Here is a 13,763-nt window from a genome sequence, read left to right on the forward strand (position 1 = left end):
ATTCTTTTTACAGCCATATGGCGTCTCATGACCACTTCCCCCCTCTCTCTGCAGGAATTCATGCTGGAGAATCAGTTTGCAGAACTTCCCGCACACTTTTATACCCATCTCGCAGCCAGCCCTATAGACAAACCTTATCTGGTGGCGGCAAGCACAGAAGTTGCAGCACAACTGAACCTGGACCAAGCCAGCCTAAACTCGCCCGAATTTTTGAATTATTTTTCAGGTAACCAGCTCATCCCAGGCAGCAAGCCCTTGGCAGCCGTGTATTCAGGGCACCAGTTTGGCGTCTGGGCAGGTCAACTGGGTGATGGCCGCGCCCTGCTTCTTGGCGGCACATCTCATGCTGAACAGCACCTGGAAATACAACTGAAAGGCGCAGGCATGACCCCCTATTCACGCATGGGTGATGGGCGGGCAGTATTGCGCTCTTCCATACGTGAGTTTTTATGCTCGGAAGCAATGGCGGCATTGAACATCCCGACTTCACGTGCGCTCTGCGTCATCGGCTCAGACCAGATGGTTTTTCGCGAAACACCAGAAACCAGCGCTGTCGTGGCCCGTGTAGCCCCCAGCTTTGTCCGTTTTGGTTCTTTTGAGCACTGGTATTACAACGACAGGATGGATGATCTGCGCCTGCTGGCTGATTATGTCATTGCACTTTCCTATCCCGAACTGCAGACAGAAAACAATCCTTACCAGGCGCTGCTGGCTACCGTAACCACACGCACTGCCACACTGATGGCGCAATGGCAGGCCGTAGGGTTTATGCACGGCGTCATGAATACCGACAATATGTCCATCATCGGCCAGACTCTGGACTATGGCCCTTTCGGTTTCATGGAAGCTTATGATGAAAAACATATCTGCAACCATACCGACCAGCAAGGACGCTACTCCTATCGCATGCAACCAGCCATAGGCAACTGGAATTGCCAGGCACTGGCGCAAGCCTTGTCGCCAGTCATAGGTAGTGTTGATGACACCAATGCTGCACTAAGCCATTACCCAGCCGTTTATCGCAAAAAATGGACAGAGCTCATGCATCAGAAGTTTGGCCTGAAGACAGATCAGGAAGGCGACCTGGATTTATTTGCTGGCTTTTTCACTTTGTTACAAAGTAACCATGCCGACTTCACCCTGAGTTTCCGTCATTTGAGTAAGCTTTCGAATCAGAAATCGACCAAGGATGAGCTACTGCGTGATTTATTCCTGGACAGGGATGGCCTTGATCTATGGCTGCTTGATTACAGGGCGCGCCTGGGCATGGAACAAAGTGATGACAAGACACGTCAAGCCAGCATGCTGTCAGTCAACCCCAAATTTGTCTTAAGAAATTATCTTGCGCAGGTAGCGATAGAGAAAGCGCAAAAAAAGGATTTTTCAGAAACCAGGAAGCTGTTGAGCATCCTGAAAAACCCCTATGACGAACAAGAAGAGCATGAAGACTATGCAGAATTGCCGCCAGACTGGGCCAGGCACTTGGAAGTCAGTTGTTCATCCTGATATAGAGAAAACACAGAAATACAGAGGAAATCATGAGCAAAATCGTTAAATCAGATGCCGAATGGAAAGCGCAACTCAGCTCCATGGAGTATGAAGTCACCCGGCATGCCGCTACTGAGCGCGCCTTTACTGGCAAATTCTGGGATCATCATGAAGTAGGCACATATACCTGCGTCTGCTGTAATACACCCTTGTTTACTTCAGATGCCAAATTTGATTCCGGCTGCGGCTGGCCAAGTTACTTCAAGGCAATTAATCCGGCAAATGTTCGTGAGAAAGTTGATACATCTCATGGCATGACGCGCACCGAGATTTTGTGTAATATCTGCGACGCTCATCTAGGACATGTATTCCCGGATGGACCACCACCTACGAGATTGCGGTATTGCATCAATTCCGCTTCCTTGAAATTTGACCCTGCAACTTAAGCTGTCTGTAAATGAAATTTCTTTTTGATATGTTCCCGGTAGTTTTGTTTTTTGTCACCTTTAAATGGGGTGAGAAAAATCCGGCTACCGCACAATCCCTAGTCTCTTATTACTTTTCTGGCATAGTTTCAGGCGGAGTGACGACAGCAGAACTGGCTCCCATATTATTGGCAACAGCACTTACTCTGGTCGCCTCCATATGCCAGATTGGCTATCTGCTGATACGTCGCAAAAAAGTCGATGCCATGCTGTGGATTTCCTTCATCATTATCATGGTATTTGGTGGTGCCACTTTGTATTTCCAAAGCGAAGCCTTTATCAAATGGAAACCAACTGTGTTGTACTGGTGCTACTTTGGTGCTTTTGCTCTGGCGCAGTTTATTTTCAAGAAAAACCTGATTCAAATGGCCATGGGCGAGCAAATCAAACTCCCTGAGCTAATCTGGACGCGCCTGAGCTATGCCTGGATGCTGTTCTTCTTGCTCATGGGATTTGTAAATCTGTATGTGGCGTTTAATTTCTCTACAGACACCTGGGCAAACTTTAAATTGCTCGCTGTTGTTGCCATCATGCCTGCATTTGTTATTATACAAAGCCTATTTTTGGCCAAGTACATGGAAGAACCTGCTCAATGACACGTCATGAAAAAATATTAAACCGCCTGACGGAAACCTTGTGGCCCGTTGAGTGTCAATTAACAGATGACTCTGAAGCCCATCGCGGCCATGCTGGCGCTGCAGGCGGCGCCGGTCATTACAGTGTAAGAATAGTTTGTCAGCAATTTGACGGACTAAACCGTATTTCCCGCCATCGACTAGTGTATGATGCCGTTGGCGATATGATGCAAACGGAAATTCATGCCCTCAATATAGTGGCATTGAGTCCGTCAGAGATAGCGACCTAAGCAGTTTATTTATAATCCGTTTTTTTTATTTTGTTATTTAGGAACAGACAATGACTTTTAAACCTGCTCATTTGCTGGTAGTACTTCTTGCAACTGCCCTCCCTGCAATGGCTCAAACTCTGGCTACGGTTAATGGCAAGACAATCCCTACCAGCCGCCTTGAAACATTAGTTAAACAAGTAACTGCGCAGGGACAACAGCAAGACAGCCCGCAATTGCGTGCGATGTTGAGGCAGGAACTGATCAACCGCGAAGTATTGATACAAGAAGCGGAGAAATCAGGATTAGCGAATAACGCTGAAGTAAAACAAGCCATCGAAGCAAGCCGTCAATCCATACTGGTGCGTGCCCTGATGATAGAGCAATTGAAAAAGAGCCCTGTTAGCGATGCAGAAGTACAAGCCGAATATGACAAGTTGAAAGCACAAGCTGGCGATAAAGAGTATCACCTTTACCACATCTTGCTGGAAAAAGAAGATGAAGCCAAAGCCATCATCTCCAAATTGAAAGCTGGCGCCAAGTTCGAAGAACTGGCCAAGCAATCCAAAGATGCTGGCTCAGCTTCCAAAGGTGGTGATCTTGACTGGTCCACTCCAAATAATTGGGATCCAACTTTTGCAACAGCTGTAAAAGCACTGCAAAAAGGCCAATTCACAGAAACACCAGTGAAATCACAGGCTGGCTTCCATATCATCAAGCTGGATGATACACGCACAGCAAAATTCCCTACTATGGAAGAAGTCAAACCTCAATTTGTAGAAGGTTTGCAACAACAACGTGTACAGGCGTATCAGCAAACCTTGATCAAAAAAGCCAAGATCCAGTAATTTCGTCTGGCTTTGCTTAAGAAAAGAGGTGCGCATGCACCTCTTTTTTGTATTCTATCTTCACCAAACTATTGGTATTTATTGATGATGCTCGTCAATTTACCGCTACGCTGCAATTCCGCCAGGCCCTTATCCAGTTGCTCTATGATTTGCGCTGCCTGCGGGTGATCTTTACTGACTCCAAAATGCAGGGGATATTTTTCTGTTTGCGGCAGGCTTACTATTTTGTAAGTACTCATATCAATGGGCAAAAGGCTCAGACGGGCAAACCCCAATAATACCTCCTGCATATCCACCACAATGTCGCAATGACCGCGTTCAATTTTGCGCATGAGACTGATATAACTGGTCGCGCCACTCTCTATCGCTGATGCAGGCAATTTGGTATAGAAAGTGGATGAGCCGTGCAATGAGCACACTTTATATTTTTCCAGATCGCTGAGTGCTTGCAATGGTGCTTGAGGAAAACGCTTTGCTAAATACAGGTAAGATGGCGAAAGGCTGTGATAGCTACGTGAAAACAAATACATCTTTTCACGCTCAGGGTTCTTGAACACCGACATCACAATATCAAAGCCTTCGCGAGCCTGTACTTCAAACAGGCAACGTGCCCAGGGCCTGAGTTCTATCTTGGGGTCGGCAAAGATATTTCTCAAAACCTCTGCCGACAAGCCCTCTACTGCTGCTCCAGGCACCTTGACATAAGACATGGGCGGCCAATTACCATCTCCACCGCAGGCACGCAAGCGCTCTGCTGCACCAGCAGTATGCAAGGCAAACAACAAAGCAAAGAATAACAAATATCGCATTTATCTAGAGAAAGTTTCCCTGGCGATTCATTATAAGGAAAGCTGCGCTTCCCAGAAGCCTTATTATCAACTCAAATGTAAATCATCTTCATAAGCATAAAGCAAAAAAAAGGCGAAATCATTTCCATGATTTCGCCTGCGAGTCTGTGCCTATAAAAGCTTAGCCAACAAACACTCGTGCATTGCGGAACATACGCATCCAGGGAGAATCTTCACCCCAGCCATCTGGATGCCATGAATGCAAGACTGAGCGGAATACACGCTCAGCATGCGGCATCAACACGGTAAAGCGGCCATCTTCATTGGTGACTGAAGTAATGCCCTGTGGTGAACCATTTGGATTGTATGGATAAGCTTCTGTTGCCAGGCCAGCATTATTGATAAAACGCATGGCCACCTGTGCTTTGGCAATGTCGCCAGTCGTTGAGAAGTCAGCAAAACCCTCACCATGAGCGATGGCGATAGGTGTTTGTGTACCAGCCATGCCCTGGAAGAAGATGGAAGCAGACTCAGCCACTTCCACCATGGCAAAACGACCCTCGAATTGCTCAGACTTGTTCTTCGTGAATTTAGGCCAGGCCTGTGCACCAGGGATGATGGATTTCAAATTACTCATCATCTGGCAACCATTGCAGATGCCCAGACCAAAGGTATCGTCGCGATGGAAAAATTGTGAGAATTGATCAGACATCATGGCATTGAACAAAATTGTTTTTGCCCAACCCTCACCTGCCCCAAGTACGTCGCCATAAGAGAAACCACCAACAGCGATCAAGCCCTTGAAGTCAGCCAGTTTTGCGCGACCAGCAATCAGGTCACTCATATGCACGTCTACCGCCTCAAAACCGGACTTATGCATGACATAGGCTGTTTCTATATGCGAATTCACACCCTGCTCACGCAAGATGGCAACCTTGGGACGTACGCCAGTCGCAATGTATGGGGCTGCCACGTCTTGCTGCGGATCGAAGCTCAGTTTAGGCTGCATGCCTGGATCATTGGCATCCACGATGCGCGCATATTCAGCATCAGCACCGGCAGGATTGTCGCGCAGACGGGCGATTTGCCAGCTGGTTTTACTCCACAACTGATGCAATACAGTTCTAGGCTGTGTATAGATTTGCTTGGCATCGCGGGTAAATTCGATGATGCCGCTATTGTTTGGTTTGCCGATGATATGGCTGCAAGCACCCAGATTAAAGCTGCGCAAGACATCCATGACTTCTGAACGTTGTTCAGTGCGCACCTGTATCACAGCACCCAGTTCTTCATTGAACAAGGCGCGCAAGGTCATGTCATTACGACGTTCAGACACTTGGCTAGCCCAGTTCTTGGCATCGCCCTGGTCTGCTGCATGCTCGCTATCCATGGTCAGGATATCGAGATTGACGGACAAGCCAGCACGGCCAGCAAACGCCATTTCACACAGGCTGGCGTACAGGCCACCATCAGAGCGATCATGGTAAGCCAGCAATTTGTCTTCACTATTCAACTGCTGGATAGCAGCGAAGAAAGCTTTCAAGTCTTCTGCACTATCAACGTCCGGCGCATCGTTGCCCAACTGCTGCATGACTTGCGCGAAACAGGATGCACCCAGACGATTTTTACCACGACCGAGATCAATCAGGATCAAGCTGGTATCGCCCTGGTCAAGGCGTATTTGCGGCGTCAATGACTTGCGCACATCATAGACTGGCGAGAAGGCAGAAATAATCAGCGATACTGGTGAAGTCACCGCCTTGCTTTGACCTTCGTCCTTCCATGTAGTACGCATGGACAGAGAATCTTTGCCTACCGGGATACTGATACCCAGTGCCGGGCATAATTCCATGCCGACTGCTTTTACGGTATCAAACAGGGCCGCATCCTGGCCAGGCTGGCCACAGGCTGCCATCCAGTTAGCTGACAGTTTGATATCCGAAATATCGTTGATCGGTGCAGCAGCGATATTGGTGATGGCTTCACCAACCGCCATACGGCCAGATGCGGCAGCATCAATCACGGCCAGCGGGGTACGTTCACCCATGGACATGGCTTCACCCAGGTAGCCTTCCAGACTCATGGTGGTCACGGCGCAATCAGCTACCGGCACCTGCCATGGACCAACCATCTGGTCACGCACTGATGTAGCGCCAACCGTTCGGTCACCAATGGTGATCAGGAATGATTTGTCAGCGACCGTAGGCAGGCTTAATACGCGCTCAGCAGCAACTTGCAGATCAATGCCCGTCAAATCAATTTTTGGGAAATCATTGCTGACATGGACAACATCCCTGTGCATTTTTGGTGGTTTGCCGAGCAAGACATTCATGGGCATGTCGACTGGTGAAGTGTCGTTCAGCGGGTCAATGACGCGCAATTGACGTTCTTCAGTCGCGGTACCCACCACGGCAAACGGACACCGCTCACGTTCGCAGAAATGACGGAACAATTCCAGGCTCTCTGGTGCTATGCCCAGGACATAACGCTCCTGTGATTCATTACTCCAGATTTCTTTCGGTGCCATGCCGCTTTCTTCCAGCGGCACTTTACGCAAATCAAACAGTGCGCCGCGCTTGGCATCATTGGTGATTTCAGGGAAGGCATTCGACAAACCGCCTGCACCTACGTCATGGATGGACAGGACAGGATTATCATCACCCAACTGCCAGCATGAATTGATGACCTCTTGTGCACGACGCTCCATTTCAGGGTTGCCGCGCTGTACAGAGTCAAAATCCAGATCCGCCGTATTAGTCCCTGTTGCCATCGAAGAAGCCGCACTACCACCCATGCCTATGCGCATGCCCGGGCCACCAAGTTGTATCAACAGAGTACCGACTGGCAGATCATTCTTTTTGGTGTGTCTGTCAGAGATATTGCCGATACCACCGGCAATCATGATGGGCTTGTGATAGCCATACACCGTGCCACCGACATTTTGCTCAAAGGTACGGAAATAACCACCCAGAACCGGACGGCCAAATTCATTATTGAAAGCCGCACCACCCAAAGGGCCTTCTATCATGATTTGCAGTGGTGAGGCGATGCGGTCTGGCTTGCCGTAGGCATTCGCGTCGACTTTTGCAGTCAGGCTGTCGCCAGCATTTTCCCAGGCCTGGCGCGCACCCGGCAACATCAGGTTGGACACGGTAAAACCGGTCAGGCCCGCTTTTGGACGGGCACCACGACCTGTGGCACCTTCGTCGCGAATTTCACCACCAGCGCCGGTAGAAGCACCCGGGAATGGGGAAATGGCTGTCGGGTGATTATGCGTTTCCACCTTCATCAGGGTGTGCGTCAATTCTTCTGTGACCTTGTACACCAGGTCTTTACCGGAAGGGAAGAAACGATTGACGACTGCACCTTCCATGATGGAAGAGTTGTCGCTATAGGCAACGATAGTGCCTTTGGGTTGCAACTCATGGGTATTCTTGATCATCTGGAACAGGGATTTATCCTGTTTCTGACCATCGATAGTCCAGTCAGCATTGAAAATCTTGTGACGGCAATGTTCGCTGTTTGCCTGGGCAAACATCATCAGCTCAACGTCAGTAGGGTTACGCTTGGCTGCGGTAAACGCATCAACCAGATAATCGATCTCGTCGTCTGACAAAGCCAGGCCGAGTTCAGTATTCGCCTGCAGCAGGGCAGCCTTGCCACCTTGCAGTACGTCTACATGCTCCAGTTCTTTGGCGACCAGTTCAGAGAACAGTGCCTGTGCTTGCTGCGCATCTGCCAGCACCATTTCTGTCATACGGTCATGCAAGAGTGCTGCCACTTGTTCACGGCTGCCATCAGCGAGTTTTTTAGCGCCCCCCAGCAAACCAGTCTTGACCTGCACGTAGTAAATAATGCCACGCTCCAGACGGTGGATATGTGTCATGCCGCAATTATGGACGATGTCCGTGGCCTTGCTGGCCCATGGCGAGATCGTACCAAATCGCGGAATGACGACAAACACATCGCCGTCACTACTGGCGGCAAATGCATCGCCATACACCAGCAAGGCATTCAGGCGGTCAGCGTCTTCCTTGACCAGTTCAGATGTCGTATCGACAAAATGAACATAGCGACCGCTAACGCCAACTATATTGGCATCGACAGCTTGCAAACGAGAGAGAAGACCGGAGGTACGAAAAGCAGACAGGGCGTTGGAGCCTGGCAATATCAACATGGTGAGCGAGGTAGTTGAGGCACAGTACACAAACCTGCAGTGCACATATGCTGGTTGGATCAGAAAGCGTGATTATACCTTGATGCCCTACCCGACTCCAGACGCCAGCAGGAAGAAATTGCCTTGACTGCCAAACTCAATTCATAAACAGGGTGCTACGACCGATTTTTTTACTGTTTTTGAATTTTGATGCATATTTTTTATCAATAAAGCTAGGCATATCTTCATCCAGAACAATCAGGCTCACCAACTGCTGGTCTGTGATTTTGTCAAAGTTCATATCTGAAACGACAATATTGTTTTTATGCAGTTTATTGCCCCAGAATAAATCGCTGCTACGGCTTTCGACTACCCGCACAGGCTTCTTCAAATAAAAAGGCAGCGAAGACTGGTGCTCAAATACTTTAAATAAAAACACCTCACGCTTAACTTCTGCCAAGGATAATTCCGCCACCAACGGCCGAGTAGAAGTCCACTGTGCCGCTGCCTGCAAAACACCTATAAGCCCTACTAAAATCAATGCAGGTATTGCAGCAAAAGGGAAAATGCCAAAGCGTGGCAAACGCCAGACTATAAGGGCAACAAGCAGGCTCAGGACACAGGCGCTGCCCATAAATATCTGCAAAAATTGCATACTTTGCATGCCATAAACCAGCAAAGAAGAAAATTGCGAAGCCCCTTGCCTGCCAGCCTGCCAAGCAAGTGCGCCAAACAAGAATGCCAGGACCAGCCCTACCAGAACCCTGCCCCATGTGCGTCCGAACTGCCGGTCTTCCAGGGCGATTGCCAGTTGCAAAGCAGCCAAGGGCATAACCACGACGAGATAATAGTTCGCTTTGGCACTGGATACAGAAAAGAACAGCACCGGCATGATCCAGGCACACGCGAGGAAAAAATGCAGCATTTTGGAGCTAGGCACCTTCGCTTTGACAAACAAAAGCACAGGCAAAAAGAAAGACCAGGGGAAGAGATAAATCACCATCCTGGGCAGGTAATACCACCAGGCACCAGCATAATAATCATGTGGCTCACGCTTACCCAAAAAGCGCAGCACATGCTCATTGACAAAATAAAACCAGGCAAATATGGGTTCAGCCAATGTCGCAGCAATATGCCAGGGCAAAGCGATCAGCAAGAAAATACCCACTGCTTTTGGATTAAACCAGGCAATTATTCTTTTCAGAAAATCTGATACAGAACTGGAAAACAGCATGGTGTAAGTGACGGTCACAGCAACAAACAAAATAATCGCCACGAAACCCTTAGCCAGCAAGGCAAAAGCCAGCAAGCCCAAAGACCAGTGAAGTTTTTTCTGGTCGCCCGACAAGCTAAATAAATAGCCCGCCATCACTGCACCCGTAAAAAATACTGTCAACAGCATATCGAACATCAAAGTGCGCGACATTGCCATGACACCCAAACCACTGATAAACATCAGCGCAGCTAACCTTGATGCAGCAAGCCGCCCTATCTGACGGCCAAACCATAAAATCATCGCCACACATGAGAGTGCTGATAATGCTGGTACCAGCCTGGCAGACCACTCATGCTCGCCAAAAATGGCAAAGGAAATCGCCGTCAGCCAATACAATAGCGGCGGCTTTTCCATATAAGCCAGACCATTCAGATGCGGGATGATCCAGTGACGCCAATCGCCTGAGGCCAGCATTTCCCTGGGTATCTCAGCATAGAGGCCCTCATTATTATCGAGGATGGGGTAACAACCCAGGCCGTAAGCCAAAAAGAAGAACGTCACTACCCATACCAACCACAGCGGTATGCTTTTTTGATGCGCTTCAATTTCAGCTTGTACAGCACTCATATGTTGATAAATGATTTCCTAAAGACAATTCCCTGAACGAGATTGTCATAATTATTTTTTTCAAGTAGCGAACTGTATCCATTCTTGATGGATAAAGCAAAAAAAAGACAAGCAAAATGCTTGTCTTTTACGGGGACCACAGTTTGATCAGGCTACAGATGCAACATTTTTTGCCCACACCAAGGCTGCCATGTGCGCTGCATTCAGGTCTGGCGGCGTGATTTTCAAGGATTCTGCCAAAGAACCAACCAGCATGCTATTCAATTCGCATGCCTCAGCCAGTGCCAGGAAAGGACCATAAGTACCGCCACGTGATATCAAGGCCTCGGTAACAACCTCAGGCAATTGTATGGATGACAGCACTTCTTCCATAGGGATACCAAGGAGCCTGTCGAGCAATGAGAACATGCCAGCAACAAACAGGTTTTCTGCCTCACTCTTGGACATTTTGCTTTGCCCCAGGATTTCAGCCAGACGACCACGGACGATAGCCGTTTCCAGCAACACAGGCGAATAACCACTGGTACTTGCCGTTGCCAGCAACAATGTCAACCATCTGTACAGTGGACTGTAGCCCAGCATTTGCACTGCATGCTTAAGTGACTGCACCTCGGAGCGCAGACCAAAACCTGCCGAATTTATGTAACGCAAAAGCTTGTATGCCAGAGTTGCATCCCGTTTGACCACAGCTTCAAGCTGCTGGATATCTGCATTTTTTCTGACCATTTCCATCAACTGCAAAATAGTCGTCTGCGAAGTATTCAGCGTTTTTGGTGCAGTACTTGGCCTTGGCGTCAGATGCAATTTACCAACAAAACTGTCCAGCCCCAAAGCCGAGCATGCATCAAAATCCGGCCATGCCAGCACATTACGCGCCACCATGCGGACTGTAGACTGCTTCAATGTCGCATATACCTTGGCTTGAGACGCAAAATTGGAGGCGTTCAATTTCACTTCAAGATGGGTGATTTGCGCAAAATAAGCGCGTTCCAGCGTTGTCACCTCAGCACCGCGCAAGCAGATGCCATATCCCAGCTGACGCAATTCGGTGACCGCTGCCAGCGTATCAGGGTCTGCAAAATATTTTTTATGGAGTATCAGTACGGTATTCTTGGCGGGCAGAAGCTTCAAACCTTCTGCATGCAGCAGCTCAGGTACGGCTTCAAGAAACAACAGACTGTCACCCAGCAGGAAGCCTTTGTCATCGTCGTGCAATTGCACAGCGACGAACTCAAGCAAGGCGCTCAGACTTTCAGTGCTTGCTTCTGCATTCTGGTCAGGCTGTTGCCAGGAAAATTGAAAACCGATCACTCGTTGTTTAGGATCGAGTAAGGGTTCTCTTACGATGAAGCTTTCTTCTATCATCTTAGTATTATTTATGTTGGATTAATATGATTGAAAAATTCAGAGCCCAAGACAGTTGAGCAAATCATTAACTTGATACTGATTTGAGTAAACCTGGAATTGCACTGCGGATGAGGATGCGTGCCACTCAAGGCAACACTTGCGATACTGGTAGAAAAGGCGAGGCGACGATAAACACCAAGCAAGCTACTGGCAAATTGCTTTAAGCATGCCAACAATGCCAAACTGTCAGACAACAGTTTGGCAATACGGCCTGCTCTGCTCAGGAGATTTTCTGCTTGAGTATCTGAATTGCTGCGCTGACTCATTTTCCTCTCCAGGCAAAAACTGATGGTCCTGCTATTTCCCCAGTTTTTCGAAAATCTTGGTCAGCTTCTCATCCAGCGTGGCTGCAGTAAATGGCTTCACCACATAACCATTGGCACCTGCCTGCGCAGCAGCAATGATGTTTTCTTTTTTGGCTTCAGCCGTCACCATCAGTACCGGCATTTTGGACAAGGCTGGATCAGCGCGAATGTGTTGCAACATCGTCAGACCGTCCATATTGGGCATGTTCCAGTCTGAGATGACGAAATCGAAATCACCATTCTTCAGCTTTGCCAGTCCCATTGCACCGTCTTCCGCTTCATCGACATTGGAATATCCCAATTCTTTCAGCAAATTCCGAACTATGCGACGCATAGTAGAAAAGTCGTCGACTACTAAAAATTTGAGATTTTGATCGGCCATGAATTACTCCACTATTTCTTTAAGGACAGTTATTAGCATTATCGGACAAATTGAGATAAAACGGTGCTGAAATTGCTGTAACACATTAAATTCTATCAAAACGTCACACCCTCAGGGCTCTGCTGCCGTGCGTAGCAAGATAATGCAGAACCTTGGTAGGCAATTCATTCAAAGGGCCAACCTCATGTGTCGCGCCAATTGCAATTGCTTCACGCGGCATACCAAATACTACACAACTTGCTTCATCTTGGGCAAAATTGTATGCACCTGCATTTTTCATCTCCAGCATACCTGCCGCTCCATCCTTGCCCATACCAGTCAAAATCACGCCAACGGCATTCTTGCCAGCATAGGTTGCGGCGGACCGGAACAGTACATCTACTGAAGGCCTGTGGCGGTTTACTGGCTCACCCTGATCCAGTTGCGTCACATAGTTGGCACCACTACGTCCCAGCAACAAATGTGAATGACCCGGGGCAATGTAAGCATGCCCTGGCAAGACACGCTCGCCACCAGCAGCTTCTGATACAGATATCTTGCACAAGCCGTCCAGACGCTTGGCAAATGAGCGGGTAAAGCCTTCCGGCATATGTTGCGTAATCAGTATACCCGGACAATCCGAAGGCATTTGCACCAGGAAATTTTTGATCGCTTCTGTACCACCAGTAGAAGCACCAATGATAATGAGCTTTTCACTACTGGTGAGCGGGTTGCGCACTTGTGGCAATACACCAACACTTGCCTGAGTTGCGCCGGTTACTGGCACACTTCTTGGCCTGACTCTGGCCTTGGAAGCGATCCGGATCTTGTCGGCAATCAACTCGGTATATTCAAGCATGCCGCTTTGTATGGATAACTTGGGCTTGGTCACAAAATCCACCGCCCCCAACTCCAGTGCGCGCATGGTGATTTCAGAACCACGTTCGGTCAGCGAAGATACCATGATGACAGGCATGGGGCGTAAGCGCATCAAACGCTCAAGGAAATCCAGGCCGTCCATCTTGGGCATTTCCACATCAAGTGTCAGCACATCCGGATTAGTTTGCTTGATCAACTCGCGCGCAACCAGAGGATCAGGAGCCACGCCCACCACTTCCATGTCGGGCTGACTACCGATAATCTCGCTCATGACACTTCGTATCAGCGCAGAGTCATCAACAATCAATACTTTTATCTTCATTCAAAAATACTCCGCGCTCAGTCCTGATACAGACATC

Annotated in this window: 12 protein-coding genes; 5 read left to right on the forward strand and 7 right to left on the reverse strand. The window is 48.6% G+C overall.

The window, feature by feature from the left end; all coding sequences use genetic code 11:
• Positions 1-27 precede the first annotated feature (27 nt).
• Genes DFR42_RS04485 through DFR42_RS04505 form a run of 5 tightly spaced genes read left to right on the forward strand, consistent with a single transcriptional unit; the run spans position 28 to position 3,665 of the window.
• A complete protein-coding gene (locus tag DFR42_RS04485) occupies positions 28-1,506 on the forward strand; it encodes a protein adenylyltransferase SelO (protein WP_110253717.1) in 1,479 nt (492 codons plus the stop codon).
• Positions 1,507-1,538: 32 nt separating this feature from the next.
• On the forward strand, positions 1,539-1,934 hold the full coding sequence (msrB, locus tag DFR42_RS04490) for a peptide-methionine (R)-S-oxide reductase MsrB (RefSeq protein ID WP_425450863.1): 396 nt from the start codon (positions 1,539-1,541) through the stop codon (positions 1,932-1,934).
• An 11-nt stretch (positions 1,935-1,945) separates the two neighbouring features.
• Positions 1,946-2,569 carry a septation protein A gene (locus DFR42_RS04495; protein ID WP_110253719.1) on the forward strand — a complete coding sequence of 208 codons (624 nt, stop codon included), beginning with the start codon at positions 1,946-1,948 and terminating at the stop codon, positions 2,567-2,569.
• Complete coding sequence (locus tag DFR42_RS04500) at positions 2,566-2,838, forward strand: BolA family protein (protein WP_110253720.1); 273 nt, start codon at positions 2,566-2,568, stop codon at positions 2,836-2,838. Before DFR42_RS04495 ends, DFR42_RS04500 begins: the two co-directional genes overlap by 4 nt.
• A 50-nt stretch (positions 2,839-2,888) precedes the next feature.
• On the forward strand, positions 2,889-3,665 hold the full coding sequence (locus DFR42_RS04505; protein ID WP_110253721.1) for a peptidylprolyl isomerase: 777 nt from the start codon (positions 2,889-2,891) through the stop codon (positions 3,663-3,665).
• Positions 3,666-3,733: 68 nt separating this feature from the next.
• Here DFR42_RS04505 and DFR42_RS04510 read toward each other — a convergent pair whose 3' ends face one another.
• From DFR42_RS04510 to DFR42_RS04540, 7 genes are all read right to left on the reverse strand, one after another.
• Positions 3,734-4,474, reverse strand: coding sequence for a substrate-binding periplasmic protein (locus tag DFR42_RS04510; RefSeq protein ID WP_110253722.1), 741 nt, complete (start codon positions 4,472-4,474; stop codon positions 3,734-3,736).
• 160 nt (positions 4,475-4,634) lie between these two features.
• The gene (gene purL / locus DFR42_RS04515; RefSeq protein ID WP_110253723.1) at positions 4,635-8,630 is read right to left on the reverse strand and encodes a phosphoribosylformylglycinamidine synthase; all 3,996 of its coding nucleotides are present in this window, start codon (positions 8,628-8,630) and stop codon (positions 4,635-4,637) included.
• A 136-nt stretch (positions 8,631-8,766) separates the two neighbouring features.
• Complete coding sequence (locus tag DFR42_RS04520) at positions 8,767-10,452, reverse strand: glycosyltransferase family 39 protein (protein ID WP_110253724.1); 1,686 nt, start codon at positions 10,450-10,452, stop codon at positions 8,767-8,769.
• A gap of 147 nt (positions 10,453-10,599) precedes the next feature.
• Positions 10,600-11,817 (reverse strand): EAL and HDOD domain-containing protein, encoded by a 1,218-nt coding sequence (locus DFR42_RS04525; protein WP_110253725.1) that lies wholly within the window; start codon positions 11,815-11,817, stop codon positions 10,600-10,602.
• 11 nt (positions 11,818-11,828) lie between these two features.
• Complete coding sequence (locus tag DFR42_RS04530) at positions 11,829-12,125, reverse strand: hypothetical protein (RefSeq protein WP_110253726.1); 297 nt, start codon at positions 12,123-12,125, stop codon at positions 11,829-11,831.
• 31 nt (positions 12,126-12,156) lie between these two features.
• Positions 12,157-12,546: a chemotaxis response regulator CheY gene (gene cheY / locus DFR42_RS04535; protein ID WP_110253727.1), complete on the reverse strand. Its 390-nt coding sequence runs from the start codon at positions 12,544-12,546 to the stop codon at positions 12,157-12,159.
• A 103-nt stretch (positions 12,547-12,649) separates the two neighbouring features.
• Positions 12,650-13,726: a protein-glutamate methylesterase/protein-glutamine glutaminase gene (locus DFR42_RS04540; RefSeq protein WP_110253728.1), complete on the reverse strand. Its 1,077-nt coding sequence runs from the start codon at positions 13,724-13,726 to the stop codon at positions 12,650-12,652.
• Between the last annotated feature and the right edge of the window lie 37 nt (positions 13,727-13,763).

The sequence above is a fragment of the Undibacterium pigrum genome (genome assembly GCF_003201815.1).
GTDB classification, from domain to species: Bacteria; Pseudomonadota; Gammaproteobacteria; order Burkholderiales; family Burkholderiaceae_D; genus Undibacterium; species Undibacterium pigrum.

What these genes read in the sequence shown, in the direction of transcription:
- DFR42_RS04485 (WP_110253717.1), top strand. Translation starts at nt 28, where the DNA reads ATGACCACTTCCCCCCTCTCTCTGCAGGAATTCATGCTGGAGAATCAG.
- msrB (WP_425450863.1), top strand. Translation starts at nt 1,539, where the DNA reads ATGAGCAAAATCGTTAAATCAGATGCCGAATGGAAAGCGCAACTCAGC.
- DFR42_RS04495 (WP_110253719.1), top strand. Translation starts at nt 1,946, where the DNA reads ATGAAATTTCTTTTTGATATGTTCCCGGTAGTTTTGTTTTTTGTCACC.
- DFR42_RS04500 (WP_110253720.1), top strand. Translation starts at nt 2,566, where the DNA reads ATGACACGTCATGAAAAAATATTAAACCGCCTGACGGAAACCTTGTGG.
- DFR42_RS04505 (WP_110253721.1), top strand. Translation starts at nt 2,889, where the DNA reads ATGACTTTTAAACCTGCTCATTTGCTGGTAGTACTTCTTGCAACTGCC.
- DFR42_RS04510 (WP_110253722.1), bottom strand. Translation starts at nt 4,474, where the DNA reads ATGCGATATTTGTTATTCTTTGCTTTGTTGTTTGCCTTGCATACTGCT.
- purL (WP_110253723.1), bottom strand. Translation starts at nt 8,630, where the DNA reads ATGTTGATATTGCCAGGCTCCAACGCCCTGTCTGCTTTTCGTACCTCC.
- DFR42_RS04520 (WP_110253724.1), bottom strand. Translation starts at nt 10,452, where the DNA reads ATGAGTGCTGTACAAGCTGAAATTGAAGCGCATCAAAAAAGCATACCG.
- DFR42_RS04525 (WP_110253725.1), bottom strand. Translation starts at nt 11,817, where the DNA reads ATGATAGAAGAAAGCTTCATCGTAAGAGAACCCTTACTCGATCCTAAA.
- DFR42_RS04530 (WP_110253726.1), bottom strand. Translation starts at nt 12,125, where the DNA reads ATGAGTCAGCGCAGCAATTCAGATACTCAAGCAGAAAATCTCCTGAGC.
- cheY (WP_110253727.1), bottom strand. Translation starts at nt 12,546, where the DNA reads ATGGCCGATCAAAATCTCAAATTTTTAGTAGTCGACGACTTTTCTACT.
- DFR42_RS04540 (WP_110253728.1), bottom strand. Translation starts at nt 13,726, where the DNA reads ATGAAGATAAAAGTATTGATTGTTGATGACTCTGCGCTGATACGAAGT.